Origin of the sequence: Desulfobacter sp. (assembly GCA_028768545.1) — a bacterium.
Taxonomy (GTDB): domain Bacteria; phylum Desulfobacterota; class Desulfobacteria; order Desulfobacterales; family Desulfobacteraceae; genus Desulfobacter.
The window spans coordinates 4,838,182-4,856,575 of the sequence record CP054838.1 but is presented as its reverse complement, the minus strand read 5'-3'; the positions used below and the strand labels follow the sequence as shown (position 1 = coordinate 4,856,575).

Annotated in this window: 17 protein-coding genes and 2 pseudogenes; 5 read left to right on the top strand and 14 right to left on the bottom strand. The window is 47.8% G+C overall.

Going from position 1 to position 18,394, the window contains the following annotated elements:
* Positions 1-6: 6 nt before the first annotated feature.
* From HUN05_23655 to HUN05_23645, 3 genes are all read right to left on the bottom strand, one after another.
* Entirely contained in the window at positions 7-411 is a 405-nt protein-coding gene (locus HUN05_23655) for a carboxymuconolactone decarboxylase family protein (GenBank protein WDP87761.1), read from the bottom strand.
* Positions 412-708: 297 nt separating this feature from the next.
* A complete protein-coding gene (locus HUN05_23650; protein ID WDP87760.1) occupies positions 709-1,872 on the bottom strand; it encodes an acyl-CoA dehydrogenase family protein in 1,164 nt (387 codons plus the stop codon).
* 37 nt (positions 1,873-1,909) lie between these two features.
* The gene (locus HUN05_23645; protein ID WDP87759.1) at positions 1,910-2,662 is read right to left on the bottom strand and encodes an IclR family transcriptional regulator; all 753 of its coding nucleotides are present in this window, start codon (positions 2,660-2,662) and stop codon (positions 1,910-1,912) included.
* Positions 2,663-3,025: 363 nt separating this feature from the next.
* On the opposite strand from HUN05_23645, the gene HUN05_23640 reads away from it, so the two are divergent.
* Positions 3,026-4,759 (top strand): glutaconyl-CoA decarboxylase subunit alpha, encoded by a 1,734-nt coding sequence (locus HUN05_23640; protein ID WDP87758.1) that lies wholly within the window; start codon positions 3,026-3,028, stop codon positions 4,757-4,759.
* 109 nt (positions 4,760-4,868) lie between these two features.
* Here HUN05_23640 and HUN05_23635 read toward each other — a convergent pair whose 3' ends face one another.
* A complete protein-coding gene (locus HUN05_23635; GenBank protein WDP87757.1) occupies positions 4,869-5,798 on the bottom strand; it encodes a hypothetical protein in 930 nt (309 codons plus the stop codon).
* 621 nt (positions 5,799-6,419) lie between these two features.
* Here HUN05_23635 and HUN05_23630 point away from each other — a divergent pair.
* Positions 6,420-6,896 carry a hypothetical protein gene (locus HUN05_23630; protein ID WDP87756.1) on the top strand — a complete coding sequence of 159 codons (477 nt, stop codon included), beginning with the start codon at positions 6,420-6,422 and terminating at the stop codon, positions 6,894-6,896.
* Positions 6,897-7,159: 263 nt separating this feature from the next.
* Here HUN05_23630 and HUN05_23625 read toward each other — a convergent pair.
* From HUN05_23625 to HUN05_23600, 6 genes and pseudogenes are all read right to left on the bottom strand, one after another.
* A pseudogene (locus HUN05_23625) lies at positions 7,160-8,489 on the bottom strand (MFS transporter).
* Entirely contained in the window at positions 8,479-8,952 is a 474-nt protein-coding gene (locus tag HUN05_23620) for a CBS domain-containing protein (protein ID WDP87755.1), read from the bottom strand. Before HUN05_23620 ends, HUN05_23625 begins: the two are co-directional and overlap by 11 nt.
* Positions 8,953-9,100: 148 nt before the next feature.
* Complete coding sequence (locus HUN05_23615) at positions 9,101-9,637, bottom strand: ISAs1 family transposase (GenBank protein WDP87754.1); 537 nt, start codon at positions 9,635-9,637, stop codon at positions 9,101-9,103.
* A pseudogene (locus tag HUN05_23610) lies at positions 9,634-10,847 on the bottom strand (ISL3 family transposase). The gene HUN05_23615 and the pseudogene HUN05_23610 overlap by 4 nt, the downstream one beginning before the upstream one ends.
* 85 nt (positions 10,848-10,932) lie before the next feature.
* Positions 10,933-11,382 carry an ISAs1 family transposase gene (locus HUN05_23605; GenBank protein ID WDP87753.1) on the bottom strand — a complete coding sequence of 150 codons (450 nt, stop codon included), beginning with the start codon at positions 11,380-11,382 and terminating at the stop codon, positions 10,933-10,935.
* Positions 11,357-11,593, bottom strand: a complete 237-nt coding sequence (locus tag HUN05_23600; GenBank protein ID WDP87752.1) for a transposase family protein — start codon at positions 11,591-11,593, stop codon at positions 11,357-11,359. Before HUN05_23600 ends, HUN05_23605 begins: the two co-directional genes overlap by 26 nt.
* Before the next feature lie 558 nt (positions 11,594-12,151).
* Between HUN05_23600 and HUN05_23595 the strand changes: the two genes are divergently transcribed.
* Complete coding sequence (locus HUN05_23595; GenBank protein ID WDP87751.1) at positions 12,152-13,330, top strand: MFS transporter; 1,179 nt, start codon at positions 12,152-12,154, stop codon at positions 13,328-13,330.
* On the top strand, positions 13,327-13,596 hold the full coding sequence (locus HUN05_23590) for a hypothetical protein (GenBank protein ID WDP87750.1): 270 nt from the start codon (positions 13,327-13,329) through the stop codon (positions 13,594-13,596). The genes HUN05_23595 and HUN05_23590 overlap by 4 nt, the downstream gene beginning before the upstream one ends.
* A 253-nt stretch (positions 13,597-13,849) precedes the next feature.
* Here the strand turns inward: HUN05_23590 and HUN05_23585 are convergent, their stop codons facing one another.
* From HUN05_23585 to HUN05_23570, 4 genes are all read right to left on the bottom strand, one after another.
* Entirely contained in the window at positions 13,850-14,449 is a 600-nt protein-coding gene (locus HUN05_23585; GenBank protein ID WDP87749.1) for a permease, read from the bottom strand.
* Positions 14,450-14,503: 54 nt separating this feature from the next.
* A complete protein-coding gene (locus HUN05_23580; GenBank protein ID WDP87748.1) occupies positions 14,504-14,959 on the bottom strand; it encodes a permease in 456 nt (151 codons plus the stop codon).
* 28 nt (positions 14,960-14,987) lie between these two features.
* Complete coding sequence (locus HUN05_23575) at positions 14,988-15,332, bottom strand: helix-turn-helix transcriptional regulator (GenBank protein WDP87747.1); 345 nt, start codon at positions 15,330-15,332, stop codon at positions 14,988-14,990.
* Between the two features lie 79 nt (positions 15,333-15,411).
* Positions 15,412-16,512, bottom strand: coding sequence for an NAD(P)-binding domain-containing protein (locus HUN05_23570; protein WDP87746.1), 1,101 nt, complete (start codon positions 16,510-16,512; stop codon positions 15,412-15,414).
* A 171-nt stretch (positions 16,513-16,683) separates the two neighbouring features.
* Between HUN05_23570 and HUN05_23565 the strand changes: the two genes are divergently transcribed.
* Positions 16,684-17,928 (top strand): amidohydrolase, encoded by a 1,245-nt coding sequence (locus HUN05_23565; GenBank protein WDP87745.1) that lies wholly within the window; start codon positions 16,684-16,686, stop codon positions 17,926-17,928.
* Positions 17,929-18,394 lie beyond the last annotated feature (466 nt).

Below are 18,394 nucleotides of genomic sequence, written 5' to 3'. Positions count from 1 at the left end.
GAGGTTTTATTTCTCCGCAGTTGATTCCTCGGGTTTACGCTCTGCCAATACCGATTTCAGGGCCGACAGGGCGGTATTGGCCGCAGGCACCCCGCCGTAGATGCTGGTCTGGAAAATAACTTCGGCAATCTCCTCCTGGGAGCAGCCCACGTTCAATGCGGCATGGATGTGAAGCTTGAGTTCTTCGGGCTTTGACAGAACCGTGAGCGCGGCAACTGTAATGAGCTGCCTTGTGGTGTGCGGGATTTTTTCTCTGGCATACATTTGGCCTGTGATATACAAGGACATGTCCTTTGCCAGGCCCGGGTCAAATTCCTGCCAGAGATAATAGGGTTTATCCTCTTCTTTTACCGTTGAAAAATAGAGTTTTGCAGTTTTGCCTGTTTTTTTTGCAATCTCTTTGGGGTCCATGGTCTCTCCTTTTCATAGCAGGTTAAAACCGGCACCTAACCCGAATATTTCATAAATATTTTAAATATTTTGCCAAAAAGTCATATTATTACAATTGGTTGTGTCGTTTTTTTAAAGTCGTTTTCCATTATGCAAAACCTCGCCCTTCAGGCGAACCGATTTCACCTTGTCTGCGTCGTTGCAGACCGTTCGCAGTAGAGTCTCTACGGCTTCACGGCCTGACGCCTTGCAGCTAAAGCAAAATCGATTCGTGACATATGAGGGCTAAGTTTTTTAAGCACCGGCTTAAACAATAAATTATCGGTTGGCCTTTCTGATCCCGAGCTGATCCAGGGCAATGATCCATTTACAGATGTTGGCAGATCCTTCCACCATGGAATAGGTGGGGGCATCTCTGTAATACCGGGCCACGGGGTATTCTGTGGAATATCCGTAGGCACCCAGTATTCTCATGGCAAAATTGGATGCCTTGGTGGCGACCTCACCCACAAAATATTTGGCCATGGCCACGTCCAGGCCGTTGTTGAGCTGGCCCTGATCCTTGGCCCAGGCTGCTTTGTACACCAACAGTCTTGCCGCTTCAATTTCAGTGGCCATCTGGGCAATCATGTCCTGGTTCATCTGAAACTCGCCGATTTTTTTGCCGAACTGCTTGCGCTCGTTGCAGTATTTGACGGCTGCATCCAGGCAGGCCTGGGCCAAGCCGACCCCGCCGGCAGCCGCGGAAAGCCTTGTCTGGTTCAGGGATGAAAATACGATTTTAGCCCCGTCCCCGGGGTTGCCCAGGAGGTTTTCCTTGGGCACTTTGACGTTGTCCAGGAAAAGTTCGCCTGTGGGAGAAGAATGGGAGCCCAGCTTATCCAGAGACGAGGTTTTGATCCCTTTAAAGTTTTTAGGTTCGATTACAAAGGCAGACAACCCTTTTGAACCGGCATCTTTATCGGTATAGGCATAAAAGAGAAGGGCGTCAGCAACATTGGCATTGGAGATCCAGGTTTTGGATCCGTTGATCAGCCAGTGGTCCCCTTTATCTTCTGCCGTGGAGGCCATGGCCATGACATCGGAGCCGGCATCTGATTCGGTGATGCCAAACCCGCCGATATATTCTGCTGTGCACAGTTTTTCCACATATTTTTTCCTCACGGCCTCATTGCCGTATTTATAGATGGTATAGGCACAGCCCAGTACCTGCATATTGACCTGAACCCTCAGGGATGAAGAGGCCTTGGCCAGTTCTTCTGTGACGATCATGGCTGCCAGAAATCCCATGTCTTCCCCACCGTACTCTTCCGGAATGACCGTCCCGAAATACCCCAGTTCCCCCAAGGGCCGCATGACTTCCTTGATGGGCAGGTAATGTTTTTCATCCCATTCGTCAGCATAGGGCTCGATCTGTTTTTTTACAAATTTTCTGACTTCTTTTTGGAGCATTGTAAGCTCGGTGCTGAGTTTAAAATCCATTGTTCCTCCGTTGTTTATTTTCAGGTTTGTTGGATGTTTATTTTTCACCCATGGCCTTGGAGAATGCCCTTGCTTCCTGGATCAGGCATTTGATACAGGCGGCCAAATGTGACTTGCACCTAAATCGTGGCTCAGGGATCGCCAGGCTGAGGCTGGCCAGAAGGTCTCCCTTATAGCCAAAGACCGGCGCGCTTAATGCCCCCAGGCCCAGGGTCCGTTCTCCAAGGCTCAGGGCATACCCCCGGGATTTTATCTGTTCAATTTCTTTGATGAGCCTGCCATGATCTAAAATGGTGTTTGGGGTCAAACGGGTCATTTGTACGGTTTTAAAATACGCCTCTTGAAAGGGTTTGGGGGAAAATGCCAGCAAACATTTTCCAGAGGCGCCGGCATAGAGAGGGGAGTGGTTGTCCATGGGCATTTTATGGGATTCAATGGCATCAATACAGACCCCCAGGTTTTTTTCAATAACGGTAAGATGAGCGGTCTCTCCTGTCTGCCTGGTCATGGTCTCCATAAAACCATGACCGGTAAAGGCCAGATTATTTGACGCGTTCAAGGTTTCCACAAATGGGTAAAAGATATTCCCGATACGGTATTGCCGGGTTTTGGGATCCTGGCGGATAAACTCATAGGATTTGAGCACCTTTAGTATCCGCTGCACCGTGGCAGGGCTGAAGCCTGACTCTTTTGACAATTCCCTGGTACCCCAGCAGGGCTTGTTTCCCTCAAATTTGAGCAGAATTTCCAGGGCCTTTTCAATGGCATTGAATTTTTTTGGGGCGGTCATGGGTTTAATTACTCCCCAATGTTTTTTTTAGTCTGTACTGAACTGTTTAACCCTTTTGCCGCAGGTGGTTTTAATGAAATCTCCCTCATTTTTTAAGCCTGGGTATTATTGGGGCACCCTGTCCCCGAGGCTGAATCGAATTGATTTAGTACTTGGGTGTCGGCCTGGCTTGTTTTATCGTCTAAAACAATGTTTCATTATAGGCTTAGAGCTAACGTAATTTATGACCGGAGTCAAGCTAAATCTAATCAGATATTTGATTAAAAATATCTTGACAAACCAGACCCCTTATTTCATAGTGGGATTCAAAAAAGAAAGACAAGGGTAAATGGCAGAATAATGATATAAATACCGGGAGTTCCCATGCGAAATTATTTTGAAGAAATGGCCCCCTTTGGCAAGGCTTTGAACCAGGGCCAGATCATCAGTTCAGAGGAGAATATTGTCCAGATTAAAGAGGTTGAGGATGATATTGCCGCCAGGGTGGAAAAGGTTCAAAATGCCGGCATGCCTACTGAAAAGATAAATGCCAGAGGTGTCATGACCGTATGGCAGCGCCTGGGCTACCTGATTGATCCGGGCACCTGGCATCCTCTGCATACCCTGTTTAACCCGGAAGACAACGTGGAGGGCACCACCAACGTCATTGACGGTCTGGCAAAAATTTCAGGCCGGTGGGCGGTGGTGATCGGATTTGACAACAAGGTCATGGCAGGCGCCTGGCTGCCGGGCCAGCCTGAAAATATTCTTCGGGCAACCGATTTGTCCAAGCGGCTGAACATCCCTCTGGTCTGGCTGGTCAATTGTTCAGGGGTCAAACTGCCTGAACAGGAAAAATTTTATGCCAACCGCAGGGGGTCGGGCACGGCCTTCTACCGCCATGCAGAACTTGAACAGATGGGGATTCCCATTCTGGCGGGGATCTACGGGACAAATCCTGCCGGCGGCGGATACCAGGGCATCAGCCCCACCATTCTGTTTGCCCATAAAAATTGTAATATTGCTGTGGGAGGCGGAGGCATTCTTTCCGGTATGTCACCCAAGGGGGCCTTTGACTTAGAAGGGGCGGAACAACTCATTTCCTCAGCCAAGGAATACAAGGCCAAGCCCCCGGGATCGGTTGATGTTCACTATGATCATACGGGTTTTTTCCGCTATGTTTATGAAGAAGAGCAGGGCGTTTTAGACGGGCTTAAGGAGTATATGAAGGATATGCCGGCCTACCATCCCAAGTTTTTCAGGGTGGCCGAGGCCAAAGAACCCCGGTTTGCCACCCAGGAACTGACCCGGCTGATTCCCCACAATCTCAAGCAGATTTACGATTTTAAAGAGGTCTTGGCCCGGCTGGTGGACAACAGCGAGCACATGGAGTTCAGGCCTGACTACGGCCCTGAAGTCTATACCGGGCTGTGCAAAGTGGACGGGTTTCTGGTGGGCTGTATCGGTAACAACCAGGGGTGGCTGGGAGAAAATTATCCTGAATATGCCGATTACCCCGGGATCGGCGGAAAGCTTTATCGCCAGGGCCTGATCAAGATGAATGAATTTGTTACCCTTTGCGGACGGGACAGGATCCCTGTGATCTGGTTCCAGGATACCTCGGGTATCGATGTGGGGGATATTGCTGAAAAGGCTGAACTGCTCGGTATTGGCCAGTCTTTGATTTACTCCATCCAGCAGACCGATGTCCCCATGATGCTGGTGACCTTGAGAAAGGGAACCGCAGCCGCCCATTATGTCATGGGCGGACCCACGGCCAACCGCCACAATGCATTTACCCTGGGCCTTGCCACAACGGAAATCGCAGTCATGCACGGGGAAACCGCTGCTGCAGCGTCCTATTCCCGTCGTCTGGTAAAGGAGAAAGATGCCGGCCGGCCCCTGGAACCGATAATTGAAAAGATGAACGAGATGGCCCAGGAGTATAGAGATAATTCAAGACCGACCTTTTGCGCCAAACAGGGCTTTGTGGATGAGGTTGTGAAAATGGACGGGCTGCGTCATTATCTTAAGGCCTTTGCCGGGGCAGCCTACCAAAACCCCAAATCCATCTGCCCCCAGCATCATCTTATCACCCCGAGAATCATCAGGGGATGATCAAAATTTTGAGACCCTGAGGTTGAATTCGTCAGGATCACTTCTGGAAACCGGACCGAGTGACGGGGTTAATCAGCTCCCCTGACGGTCCGGTTTTTTTTTAGCCTGCCTATTCAGCCATGTAGTGAACATTATAGTAGAGGGCGTAATCCCCCTGAATGTCAACAGGTCTGTCTGCCCAGGTAAAACGGATATGCTGGTTTCCCTTTCTCATGGTTATGGTGCCGTGGCCGTTTTGGATATAGGTTCCCCCATCTTCCCAGCCTTTTGACTGGAGATGGGTTCCGTAAAAATCAAAGATTTGCCTCAATGTGGACTGGGTGCCGAGGATCACGTCAAGGGTGGTGCCGATTTTCATTTCATACCCGACCTGGTCGCTGCCGTGCCTGGGGATGATCTTCCACAGGTCCCGGGACGCACCCGTACCCGGTTGTGACTGATCTGCCTGGGTCATGACCTGGCCCATCATGGCCATGAAATGCGCCTTGTCTTCAGGATTCATCTTTTCACCGGTCTGCTGTTCCATCATTGCGATCTGCTGTTCTAACTGGGCCTGATAGGCCTGGATGTCCACTTTTTTATGGCCTGTATCTTCTGGCGGATTTTTTTCACTGTCTGGATCTTCTTTTTGCATGGCATGAATATCCATGCCCATGACCGCCATCATGTCATTGACCCGTTTATATCCCGGCATGGGCCTGAACAATTTTGCCGCAGGCTTGCCCTCTTTAATCTGTCTCATTTCCTGAATTTCCCCGTCCTGGCCCATGGTCCGCAAGGGAAATTCAAACTGGCTGTTCTCCCAGACAATTACTTTGTTTTTTATGGTCTGTCCCATGATATTGTAGCTTGTGACCACTTCTTTTTTAACGCAGGGGGAGCCGGATACCTTTTCCTTGCCAATCACCTTTTCTGATTTAACATTATCCAAGGCCTTGTACCCGGGAGCCATGCTCTCTTCCTCTGCAGAAGAGACAAAGACCAGGTGGGTTTTATGATTATAAATATATTGTTTTTGTTGTTTGACCAGTATGAGCATGGTGATGTCGTTGCCCGTGAGGCCAGTCCCCCCCCTCCGGGCATACCGTCGATTCGGATGGCATTCGGTGTGACGTAAAATTGGCTTGAACTGACCATATTGCCGCCGGGTTCAATCATAACCTGTTGTGCAGAATAGCTTTTTACCTTGCCCCCAAACAAGGCATGGGAGGGGGCTGCAAATAAGAGTAAGACTGCTGAAATACATAAAATTTTTTGTCCGTAGGTTCTGGTCTGAAAATTCATATCTCCTCCTTTTTAATTGGATGTGAATGGCTGACAACCGGTCGTCCGGCAATTGTTTTACCTTGCCTAAAATACTTTTTGGGTCTTTGGGCTCTGCTACCTGGAGAGCAGATGGATTTTACAGTCAAAATCGCTGGAAGAGGAACATTCATATATGGAAGACAAGGATATCCAATAGGTATGATATCATTGGGTGTTTTTCAACTCTTTTAAAAAAAAATGAAAAACGGATTTGCTCTCCATTGCCATTTAGTATCCCATTTGTTATAGGGAAGCCATTGGTGCCATAGGAGCACCTGATCAGAGTGTAAGCTCAGACAATTTTCTGGCATTTTTTTCCAGACAACTGCCGGCCCTTACAAGAGGAGACCATGGTTTGACGGTTAATGCCGAATTTTTGTCCACCCAGATTCCTTTGTTTGAAAAGCGGTTTTCCCTGGCCTATCAAAGGGATGATTCCTGTATTGAATATGTTTTGGATGCCAAAGAAACATCCCGGCAGGTGTCCCTTAACCTGATCCTGTCCTGGGATACCCGAACCCGGGGCGTTTACGTGTCAAAATTTTATCCCCAGCTATACCTGGAGGCTGGGTCAAAATATTTGTCAGCCGCCTGCTTTTATCTCATGGTCAGCCATGGGGTCCATGAGTTTGGCCTTGAGGATGGATGTGCGGTCTGGCTTGAGACCGATTCCGGGGTGTTTAATGATTTTTATGTCAAACTCAAAGAATTTGAATTCAGTGTTTCCAGGGCCCGGGTGGGCAATAAAGTCTGCCTGGCCGGTATTTTTCATGAACTGTTCATTAAAACCGGGCCCATTCCCCGGATTGAAACCCTGTTTGACAGATTTTAGCCCGAATATTTCATAACCTGGGGGCCAGAAACTGACAATTTGAGGAAGCTGGATCTTAATATTTTAAATACAGCAAGTTATAATTGCTTGCCAAACGAATTTCAAAGGTACAAATTGTCACCCTTCGGGCGAATCTACTTTACTTCATCTGCGGCGTTGCAGACCGTTCGCAGTAAAGTCGCTACGGCTTTACGCCCTAGCGTCTTGCAGCTAAAGCAAAATAGATTCGTGAAATATGCGGGTTGCCGTTGGATTTTTTTGTCCTAGGATTTACCATAAAATTTGCAGATCACCATGAGGCTGATAAATCCGGCCAGAAACAGGGAGGGAAAAAGTATGAAAGTCTCTTTGAATATCTGGTTGTCCAGGGCGGTATTGATCCCTGTTTCCAAGCCCTGCTTCTGGTGTCTGAGCACCAGTGCATAAAAGGTTCCCAGTAATCCATAGGCCAGATTATAGGACAGGCCCTTGAAGTTGAGCACCGTGGCCCGCTGGTCCGAGGGGGGTGTTCTGGTTGATATAATAACAGACGAAAAATCCATTGAAATACATGGCCCCGTAGGTGACCAGGGCCGGTATCATCCCCACCCATGGCCAGAAAAACGTCATGGCGGTTAAGCCGGTGATGGTCAGACCTGTTGTGAGCCACAACCCTTTGTCAGGGGGGTGGGTGCGAACCAGTTTCCCTGCCAGTTTTGGGATGATGAACCCGAGCATGGCCACCAAGGATCCAATGATACCGAACAGGGATTCGGGCAAAAGGATCATTCTGTAATATTGACTGGACAGGGTGACGACCATACGGACGATGCTGTCAAACAACATACCGAAAAGGATCACCTTGAACACAAAACCAGAAGAGAGAATCCAGGCGCCTGCTTTGAAGGTCAGGGCAAAGGCTCGTTTAAGCGTGGGGCGGTTTTGGGATCCCTTGCGGGGGTGCAGCTCTTCCATGCCGCTGGTGGCGGCACAGGCACCCAAGGCCAGCAGCAGGGTGGCGTATAGGGGAAAGCGCATGGTGGTTTCCTGGGTAAGGGAAATGGGAACGCCCAAAAAATTGACAATGGATGTCATTAATTCGGGATCATAGATGGCTGCCCCGCAGGTCATGGCAATGATAAATCCAATGGACTGGAATCTGGCAAACACTTCCAGTACCTTGGCCCAGTCATCTGGATTGCCCTGCTGTATGAGAGCATCATAGGCCAGGGCCTCATCTGCCCCGGAGGCGGCCGCCTCTGCCAGGTCGGACAGGACCCGGTTGACCAGGAAAACCCAAAAGATAAGACTTGAATTTCCCAAAGGCAGAAAGGCGATCAGACCCACTTCCACCACCATGGTCATGGTGGCGAAAATCAGGAGATGTTTTCTGCCGATGGTATCTGCCAGGGCGCCGGACGGGACCTCCGCCAGGACAATGGTGGCGGCCCATACGGCATTGAGCAGGGAAAACTGGGCCACACTGAGCCCGAAATCCAGGAATAAAATGGTGAATACCGGGTAATAAAATCTTGAATTGAACAATACTTTAAAGGCAATATACCTTTGAATATTGGGGATGGAAAATACCTGTGCACCTTTGCTAGGGCGCATTCCCTTTGCCTGCCTCACTGATCAGGGTTTTCAGGACATCTTCCTTGCCGATAATGCCCACCAGTTTTTTTTCTTCCACCACAGGGATGGTGTGAAAATGCTTTTCCACCATGAGACTGGCAATTTCTGAGACCGGGGTGTCAGGCGCCACTGTGGTCACCTGGGTCACCATGGCATCTGCCACGTAGGCGGCAGACATTTTTTGGAAACTTTCTTGGAGTTTTTTTGAGGAACTCAAAGGGATAATCCCGTCCAGGATGGTAAAAATCGGAGGAATGGGCAGTTCTTTTTGCTGGAAAATCAAATCGCTCTGGCAGAGGATGCCCACAAGGTCTTCCTGGGCGTCCACCACGGGTGCACCGTTAATATGGTTGTTGAGAAGCACCTCCACGGCCCGGGAAATTTCTGTTTCCGGGTTGATGCAGATAATATTGGTTTCCATGATATCTGATGCCTTTATCATTGTCGTTCTCCTCTTTCAATGGATTCTGATCCAAGGCTTAATTTTACTATACATGAAACTATAATCCGGGTAAAGCACAAGCCTGATCCTCACAGGGCTCACGCATGTAAATATTGTAAAGTGCCTATAGTTTTGATTGGTTCAAGTATCATCCAAACATAACTTCCTCCAGATATTTGATATCCATAGCAGCATTCAACCTTTTGGTTTTTACACTCCCTTTAAATGTCTTATTGTTCCGTAATAAATTTAATGCAATGTGCCGAATCGCTGCAAAATTCTCAGGAGAGTTCCCCTTTCTGACTCTGCTTTCGTCTTCACGGAACGCAATATCCAATACCCAATGCACTGAATTTTCAATTCCCCAATGCCTCCTGACAGCATTACCAAAAATATTGGGGTCGCTATCCAGGCTCGATATATAATATCGCTTTTCATGACTGATCTGGCCGTCCATTTCCCGGGTGGATTCAATCATTCCAATATTTTTCAAACCTTTCCAACTTTTTTTATCTTCAAACCAATCAATATCAGAGGTTATCACAGCCCTGCGCGTTTCGACTCGACCGTGCCCTCCGTCAACACTGGTCTGTTCATTAAACTGGTACCCCTGATTTTTCATTTCTTCCATTTTATTGAAAAAAAGTACCGCTTCATCATGCAAGGTTTTATGATTTTGGTTCATCCGATTAATGCGTACCTTTTATTGTGAAGGTCCAAAAGTTTCAACCTGAAAAACTCCGAATCCCTGTATCCATAAGCTTTCCGTTTCATGGTTTTTATCTTGTTATTTGTCCCTTCTAAAGGACCTGTAGATATCCTGTAATCATAGTATGAAAGGATTCTTTGCCTGTGCACAGCCAAGGTCTTGGCAAATTTCATCAACATTGGAATTTTGGAAATATTGGCCAGATTGATCCAATTGCTGACTATCTTTTCAGCTGTTTCTTTTTTCTTTTGATTCCATATTTGCCTGAGTTCCTCTTTCATGTAGTAGACTACCAATAGCGGCTGATTTATTTTCAATGCTTCTTCTAACCGTTGGGCCTCCTTCTTGTCATCACTGAGGTTTTCGGGATTTTTTAACAAAAGCCACCGGACTCCCTTCAGAAGTTTTTGTTGCCCGGTATTGGCAAGAAGGTTGTAGAGCTTTCGCCTGAAATCCGACAGTTTCTCATTGAACAATTTAACAACATGAAATCTGTCAAAGACAATTGCTGAACCAGAAAGATTTTCAATAACAGCACTCAAGTATGCCGGGGACATATCGATGCTGACGGCTTTGATTTTTGCTTTCGATATTTTCACTTTTGTCCAAAAAGGTTTCAAAGCTTCACCACCTTTTCCTTCTCCCACGTGCAGAATTCTACCGGATTCCAGATCCATCACGATGGTCAAGTATTTATGCCCTTTCCCTATGGAAATTTCATCTATGGCAATCTGCCGGACTTTCTCAAGGGGGATATTTCGATAACGCCTCAGCAGGTCTTCTTTCTGGATCTGCTTTATCGTATCCCAGCTGATCCTTAAATGGATGGCAATATCTTTGATTGTCATGAACTGAGACAACTCAAGACATACCGTTCAAAAGCCCGGGTATAGCTTTTCCCCTCCTGGGCAAAGGATAGTTTGATTTGCCGGACAAATTGACAGAACGAACACCAAATTCTCTGGATAGCCGTCCTGAGAATCACGGGTTTTGAACCTACCGGTATTGTTCTGAGATCTCTTGTCACAATCCCTTTCCTGGTGACGGACCTGGAATTACATTCCGGGCATTTTACCGCCTCCGGTTTTGGTATGAGTTCAAAAGTGATTATTCCACCGATGAAACGCGTTGTTTTATAAAAGTAGTCACGAAGGCCAAAGGCATGGTATATGAAGCTTGTGGACATTAATTCATTCTCCGATTTTGTGCGAATAACACAAAAAAATTAGAACATGATCATGTTCACACCATCATTTCAAGCATAAAAATCCTTACTGTGTTATTGCCTTCCCAGTGATGTTTCTCAGTCCAGGTACGCGATTTTCTGATGAACCATGATTTTCTTTCAGGGCAAGGACATAGTCACACCCTTTGTTTATTCTGGTTTCAGCGATTTTCTTTTGAGTGCCCATGGCATCAATGGTTATAATGCAGCCCGAGATATCTAAAAGTTTTAAAAGATTTGGAATGGCCGTAATTTCATTTGATTTTTCTTCGGTTTTTAATTGCCCTAAAACCACTTTATTAGACGAAGCCCACGCACTGATCATATGAATGGCTTTCTTATCATTGGAGGTATCGTGTGAACGCCTTAGAGTTTTGCCGTCGATTGCAATGACTTGACCTTTGGTCATCTTTGCAACCGACTGAACCCAGTGCATAAAACTGCTCTGAAATTCATTCGGGTTCATCCTTTCAAAAATTCTGCCAAAGTGTGTCATGGGAGGGTATCCCATGGGGAAGGCTTAGAAATTTTGACAACCACCTTTTTCTCTTTTTGCCAAAGTTTTCAATTTGCTCATAAGTGTCTGCGCCAGCAACTACCGCACAAATTGCGATGATGACGACATTAATTAAATTATGAAGCTTATTGTGGTGTCTGGGGTCCTGAATATTGTCAAAAAAAGTTTCAAGAGATTTTTTTTCGTTCATTGGCAACTCCTTGTGTTTATTGCCATATATATCGTATCTGTGCAGCGATGTCTAGGAAAATTTTGTTCGATGCTCATATACTATAGCAAGCCAGGAGAGCCAGACTGGGATAGGGTGAAGGGGGTGGAGTGGCGTAAATGAGCGGCCCGCCAGGACGGCATAGGTCCGATCATTTCCGCTTCTTAAGCGGTCAGGACGACCGCTTAAGATTTAACGGAATCCCCCTCACCTATTCCAGCCGGGTAAGGACGAATCTTAATAAAAGTTACATGCGATGACCCTGCTGATCCTCATCCACCATACAGAACCATCTTTTTGGCTGCCTCGGTTTGCTCCTCACTGGGGAGTATGACTTCTCCACCTCATTTGTCGCTTGCTTGGCGCGGCAACATGGTCCCTTGCTGCCGGCGATAAAATCACGGAACACAACCATATTAAGGTAAATATAAAATGAGGGGATGGGCTTTGGGGGCGTTTGTTTGTTTACAGATTGAAGGTGTTTTGGTACCGTGGTGTCAAGGTTGCGCATTCAGCCTTTACATGAAAATGAGAATACCTATGAATAAGAATTTTAAATTATTGCTGGCCGGGCAGATGGCATCCCAGGTGGGGGATAAATTCCATATGATCGCCCTGGCATTCTGGGTGCTTGAAACCACGGGATCATCGGGAAAAATGGGGATGGTCCTGGCTGCATCCCTGGTCCCGTCTCTTGTGCTTGGTTTTTTTTCAGGATCGTTTGTTGACCGATATTCAAGAAAAAAAATTATCGTGGGAACGGATTTGGTCCGGGGACTCGTACTCATGGGATTTGTCTGGCTCTTCATGGCCAATGAGATGAATTTGGGCCTGATCATAGGGCTTCAGGTGATTTTATCCGCATCTGCGGCTTTTTTTGATCCCAGTATCCCTGCCATGATTCCCCAGATTGTGGGGAAGGATAGTCTCGCCCGGGCCAATGCCATGCACCAGGCCGCCAACAGTGCGGCCCTGATCGGAGGGGCTGCTTTGGGTGGAATGGCCGTGGCCGGTCTCGGGTATGAGTGGATATTTTTTCTCAACGGGATGTCTTTTTTGATTTCCGCCGGGTTTGAATCCTTTATTAAAATTTACCCGGGCCGGAACCCGGGGACAAAAAACAGCCTGGGGTCCGATATCAAAGCCGGGTATCTCTATTTACTGGGCAGCCCATCCTTGGTGGTGATTTTATTTATGGTCATGGTGATCCATTTTTTTGTGGGGGCCATTGAGGTGTTCATGCCGGTGATTGCAGATCATTTTTTAGACAATGGCCCAAAAACCCTTGGCTTTTTCCAGGCAGCCCTGGTCATGTCTCTTTTGTTAAGCCGGAGTTCTCTTGGGGGAACAAAAAAGACCGCTCTGTTTTCTTCGGTCATGGCCATGGGGTGTCTTCAGGCGGTTACGTTTTTTTTGCCCGGGTCTGGCAGCGTTCAAAAAATTGGATTTATCCTTTGTTTTTTTTTCTGGGGCTGCGCCATGATCCGGGCGGCAGTCTCTTTTAAAACATTGATCCAGGCCCTGACAAAAAATGAATATGCAGGCCGGGTGTTTGCCCTGGCCGCCACCATCGGAAACGGCTCTATTCCGGCGGCCATGATATTTTTTGGCCTGTTGCTGGACAAAAGCGATTTTCAAAAGCTTTTTTCCCTGTCCGGCTTGATTTTGGCAGGACTGGGCCTGACATTTTTAATTTTATTTAAAAAGGAAAACAAATGACAAGAAGGAGCGTAACCCCAGGGCCAAGGAAGATCCAGCGGGTCCAGACCGGAGTGAGAATGGAAAAACGGCTGATCAAGGTCCTCAAGGGGCTGGCAGAATACCATGATATGACCCTGGGAGATCTTTTGGAAGGCATTGTTCTCCACGCATTTGAGGGCAGGGCCCCGTTTAACCAAGAAAATCTGGCCCGGATAAGCGATTTGAAAAAAATTTACGGTTTGGATTTGACCTTTCAGGACAGTCACAGGCTTGTGGAATCCTAACCCGAATATTTCCTAACCTGAGGGTCAGAAATTGATAATTTGAGGCAGCCGGATATTAATTTGTTTAAATACAGCAAGTTATAATTGCTTGTCCAGTCAATTCCAAGGGTAGTCACCCTTCGGGCGAACCGATTTTACCTCATCTGGGTTGTTGCAGACCGCTCGCAGTAGACTCACTAGGGCTTCACGGTCTGGCACCTTGCAGCTAAAGCAAAATCGATTCGTGGAACATACGGGCTGAAGGGTCTTGTCTCTAATGGGCATGCCCGGAGCCCGTGCATTGCCCTGGTCCATGCTCGTGTTCATGGCCCTGTCCCTTGCCTGCAAAGCGGTTGTACAAAATGAGCCCTGCCAGGATCATGGCTGCGGAAATTTGGACAGAATAGGGCACAAGCTCTGAGGCCTGTCCCACAATTGCCTGGGGATTTATGTTCATGAGGGTGTATATCCAGTCGATCATCATTCCCATGGCCAAAGAGCAGACCGCAATCATTGATAGATAGATAATAAGTGCCCGGGTGTTAAACAGGTTTTTAATAATGTTCATTGTCGCGGCATTGGTGGCCGGGCCTGCCAGGAGAAAAACCAGGGCAGCACCGGGATTGAGTCCCTTGAGAATCAGTGCGGCTGCAATGGGGGTGGAGGAGGTGGCGCAGACATACATGGGGATACCTGCTGCCAGCATCATCAGCATGGAAACAAATGGATGGTCATTGGCCCAGAGGGTCAAGTCTTCGGGAAAGAAAAAGGTGATGGCTCCGGCGATAAGGATGCCGATCATAAAGGGTTTTGCAATGTCTGTGAGCAATTCACCATAGGCATATTTCAGGCCGATGATCAGCCGTCGGCCCAAGGGCGCGTTAAATCTGTCTTCCTTGTCACCTGCACCGCAGGTGGTGTGGCAGCCTCAGGTGCTGCCAGGCTGGGGCGAAATCGAGGGTTTCACGGTTTCTTTGCCTAAAAAATTTTGGACAATACCCGTACTCACGGCGGTTATAAACCCTGCCACCGGCCGGACGACGGTCATGATCGGATCAAGCATGGCATAGGAGACGGCAATGGAGTCCACCCCGGATTCAGGGGTGGCAATCATAAACGAGAGGGCTGCCCCGGAATTGGCGCCCTGTTTTTTCAGGCCCATGGCAACCGGCACGACCCCGCAGGAGCACAGGGGAATGGGGATGCCGAAAATGGCAGATAAAAATACCGGTTTGATTTTCCCCGTGCCCAGGTAATGTTTGATTTTATCAGCCTTGAAAAAGACATAGAGAATGCCGGCCACCAAAAAACCAAACAGCATGTAAACGGCAACATCCAGGTAAAGAAACCAGGATTCTTTTAATATTTCATGTATAATGGTCATGATTATCCTTAAATTCTATAAATGGTATCTAATGCCTCACGTGTGCCAGGCTGGTCTCTAACAATGAACTGACATGGTCGTCATCAAGCGAGTAGTATACAATTTTTCCCTCTCTTCTGTTTTTAACAATTTTTAAAGATCTTAAAATTCTCAGCTGGTGGGATACGGCGGATTCTGTCTGACCGCAGATTGCTGAAATATCGCAGACACAATGTTCCTGGTGCCTGAGGCAAAGAAGAATTTTCAACCGGGACGGATCTCCCAGTGCCTTGAAAATGGCTGCCATATCAATAATGTCCTCTTTACAGGGCAGATTTTCAGCCGTCTTGTTGACCTCTTTTTCATTGATGCATTTAATTGTGCACAGATCCATATGTCACCTCTTCATTTGAACAGTTGTTCATATGTTAAGGTAGCCGTCTTTGATTGTCAAGGGCGTTTTTAAAAAAGGGTCAAAGGGCGGATAAATGGTCCAAGGCTGTTTTTGCATCCAGAACTGCCGTATAAATCAGGTTGGAATGGCGTTTTTCCTTGATGAGGCCCTGGGGGTCGATTTCCATATAGGAAGGGTTGATGGCCCCGCCAATGGCAAAGATACCTTTGCGGCTGGTCTCCAGGGTGTGGGAGAGCATGAGCAGACGCTCTCCTTGTTTGGCGATTTTGCAGATGGCGCCTGTGCAGGTGATCTGCTGAAGATTTAAATGGTCAAAAATTGCGGACGGGCCGTGGTGGCCGATACAGGCAATGACATTTTTCATGGGAAAATTCATGCCCTGGTATAGATAGAGATCCCGGTCCATGGCCGCCCCGGACGTCTGGTGAATATAGAGCCGGTCAATGCCGTCGGCATCCACCTCCCCGATCTTGGGCACTGCCCGCTGGAGAATCTTGATATGCCCTCCCAAGAGCATCTCTTCACCCAGGTCCCGGGTCGTATCCTTGTTGATTTCAAAGGTTTCCTTGATATGGGCCCAATAGACTGATGTGTGGTCGTCAGCCTCCCGCTTGATTTTGGACAGGGATGCCACCACGTCGGCCGCGGCATTTCCCCCGCCAATGACCAATACATTGATGCCGATATAATCTTCCCCGTTTTCAATATTCCGGGCCACGGTTTTGGCCTCCCCGTAAATCCCTAAGTCATTGGGGATATTGCTCCCGAATCCCAGGATAATATTTGAGGTGAGATAGGTGGCCGAACCGGTTTTGACCTGGTACTCAGGATAATCGCCTTCAATGGTTTTAAATTCTTCATTATACCGGATGTCAAGGCCTGAGTCTTTTGCCGCATCCCTGGCCTGGTCAATATAGGCTTCCACCGGAACCCTGGCGTCCGGGGGGTTGATTTCATCCACGGCAAAGGGTGCTGTGTACCGTTTCGGGATGGTGGGATAGACTTTTTTCCCCTTGGGATAGGTATCAATGATCCCCTGCATGGGGGTAGAGCCTTTTTCCAAAATCAGGCAGGACAGGCCTGCTTTTTTGGCCAGAATTCCCGCTGCCATGCCGCCGGAGCCGGCACCGATAATGAGGATGTCCAGTTTTTTTGTCATATGAGGGGTCTCCTGAATGGGTTTTAAATTTTAAATGGGAGTCAATTTATCACAGTGATTTATACGGTGTCCATGCAAATTTGACCTGCCAGGGGAAAAAGCAGTTTCCAATGGTTTAAAATTATGACAGAAAGATTAAGGACTTTTATCTCTTAATTACGGAAGGCAGTTATGGATGATGATATATTGATTTTTAACGGGATGATGCTGACCATGGAAGAGGGTCTGCCTGTGGTCAAAAACGGGGCCGTGCGTATCCAGGGCAATACGATTGCCGCCTGCGGTGACCTGCAATCTGTGGATGACGCCAGTGCGAGCCTTCGGATTGATGCCCGGGGCGGGATCATTATGCCGGGACTGGTGAACGGGCACACCCACGCACCCATGTCCATGTTCAGGGGGCTGGCAGATGATCTGCCCCTGGATGAATGGCTTAACGAGCATATCTTTCCGGCCGAGGCCAGGCAGGTCAACCCTGAGTCTGCGGCAAAGTGGACGGCTCATTCCTGTCAGGAGATGCTGTTGGCCGGCATTACCACCTGTTGCGACGGGTACTTTTTTGAAACCCATGTGGCAAAGGCCATGGCAAAGATCGGCATCCGGGCGGTGGCCGGCCAGGGAGTGATTGATTTTCCTGCCCCGGGCATCAAGGATCCCAAAAAGAATATTGCCCATGCAAAGGCGTATGTGGAAGAGGTCAAAGGACGGTATCCCTGCATCCTGCCGTCTATTTTTTGCCATTCTCCCTACACCTGTTCCAAAGCCACACTCCAGGCGGCCAAGAGTGCAGCACAAGAGGCCGATGTACTGTTTCAGATTCATGCGGCTGAAACTCAAAATGAATCCATACCCCAAGGCCATGGGCATTCTGTTATTTCCTATTTGGACAATATCGGTATCCTGGATGAAAAAACCCTGCTGGTCCATTCGGTCTGGGTAGATGAGGCAGATTTAAAGATTATCCAAAAAAGAAAATCCAAGGTCATCCATTGTCCGGAGTCTAATATGAAGCTGGCATCGGGCATTGCACCGGTGCCCAAAATGCTGGATGCCGGCATTGTGGTCGGGCTGGGAACCGACGGGTGTGCATCCAATAATGACCATGATTTGTTTTCCGAGATGGATACGGCTGCCAAGCTCCACAAAGTGGCCTGCATGGATCCTTGTGTCATGGATGCCCGGACCTGCCTTGCAATGGCCACCATAAAGGGGGCAGACGCTATTGGTCTGGGGGATAGGACCGGCTCTATCCGGCCGGGAAAACTGGCAGATATCATTATTGTGGACAGGTCAAAGCCCCATATGGTGCCCATGCATGATCCGTATTCAACGCTTGTCTATGCAGCCAAATCCTCGGATGTTTCATGGGTCATTGTGGACGGGATTGTCAGGGTGAAAAAAGGACGGCTGATTTAAAAAAAGGTTGCCGCCTGCCCGTCAGGGTCGGAACGGGCAGGCGGCTGGATAATGTTTGCCAAGGAGATGGGGTTTGTTATTGAGAAACAACATCCTTCATTATCCAAGAAACACTGGTAGTTTTCTATCTACAGGGTAATTATTTGTCAATATTAATTTGTAATTGTAAAAAATTCAGATCAAAAATAACCAATACCAACTAAGTCCAACTATACTCTTCGAAAAGAGGACGGGTCTGGTTGGGCGGTCTTTTTTTAGCGGTTCGAAAAATCAGGTGGCTGCTCGTCTGATTTGGGCATGGTCCCTTAAAATTTAAAGTCTCTTTTAAAATTTCTTTGTTTTTTTAATGGGATTTGATTCAAATAAAAGGTGAATCGTATTCACCTGGGTCTGATGTTTATGTAATCTGATCATGGGCGTTTCCCCTGAGCTCCCGTGCAAAGAACTTAGGTTAAACAGATTGATC

What these genes read in the sequence shown, in the direction of transcription:
- HUN05_23655 (WDP87761.1), bottom strand. Translation starts at nt 411, where the DNA reads ATGGACCCCAAAGAGATTGCAAAAAAAACAGGCAAAACTGCAAAACTC.
- HUN05_23650 (WDP87760.1), bottom strand. Translation starts at nt 1,872, where the DNA reads ATGGATTTTAAACTCAGCACCGAGCTTACAATGCTCCAAAAAGAAGTC.
- HUN05_23645 (WDP87759.1), bottom strand. Translation starts at nt 2,662, where the DNA reads ATGACCGCCCCAAAAAAATTCAATGCCATTGAAAAGGCCCTGGAAATT.
- HUN05_23640 (WDP87758.1), top strand. Translation starts at nt 3,026, where the DNA reads ATGCGAAATTATTTTGAAGAAATGGCCCCCTTTGGCAAGGCTTTGAAC.
- HUN05_23635 (WDP87757.1), bottom strand. Translation starts at nt 5,798, where the DNA reads ATGCTCATACTGGTCAAACAACAAAAACAATATATTTATAATCATAAA.
- HUN05_23620 (WDP87755.1), bottom strand. Translation starts at nt 8,952, where the DNA reads ATGATAAAGGCATCAGATATCATGGAAACCAATATTATCTGCATCAAC.
- HUN05_23615 (WDP87754.1), bottom strand. Translation starts at nt 9,637, where the DNA reads ATGAACCAAAATCATAAAACCTTGCATGATGAAGCGGTACTTTTTTTC.
- HUN05_23605 (WDP87753.1), bottom strand. Translation starts at nt 11,382, where the DNA reads ATGACACACTTTGGCAGAATTTTTGAAAGGATGAACCCGAATGAATTT.
- HUN05_23600 (WDP87752.1), bottom strand. Translation starts at nt 11,593, where the DNA reads ATGAACGAAAAAAAATCTCTTGAAACTTTTTTTGACAATATTCAGGAC.
- HUN05_23595 (WDP87751.1), top strand. Translation starts at nt 12,152, where the DNA reads ATGAATAAGAATTTTAAATTATTGCTGGCCGGGCAGATGGCATCCCAG.
- HUN05_23590 (WDP87750.1), top strand. Translation starts at nt 13,327, where the DNA reads ATGACAAGAAGGAGCGTAACCCCAGGGCCAAGGAAGATCCAGCGGGTC.
- HUN05_23580 (WDP87748.1), bottom strand. Translation starts at nt 14,959, where the DNA reads ATGACCATTATACATGAAATATTAAAAGAATCCTGGTTTCTTTACCTG.
- HUN05_23575 (WDP87747.1), bottom strand. Translation starts at nt 15,332, where the DNA reads ATGGATCTGTGCACAATTAAATGCATCAATGAAAAAGAGGTCAACAAG.
- HUN05_23570 (WDP87746.1), bottom strand. Translation starts at nt 16,512, where the DNA reads ATGACAAAAAAACTGGACATCCTCATTATCGGTGCCGGCTCCGGCGGC.
- HUN05_23565 (WDP87745.1), top strand. Translation starts at nt 16,684, where the DNA reads ATGGATGATGATATATTGATTTTTAACGGGATGATGCTGACCATGGAA.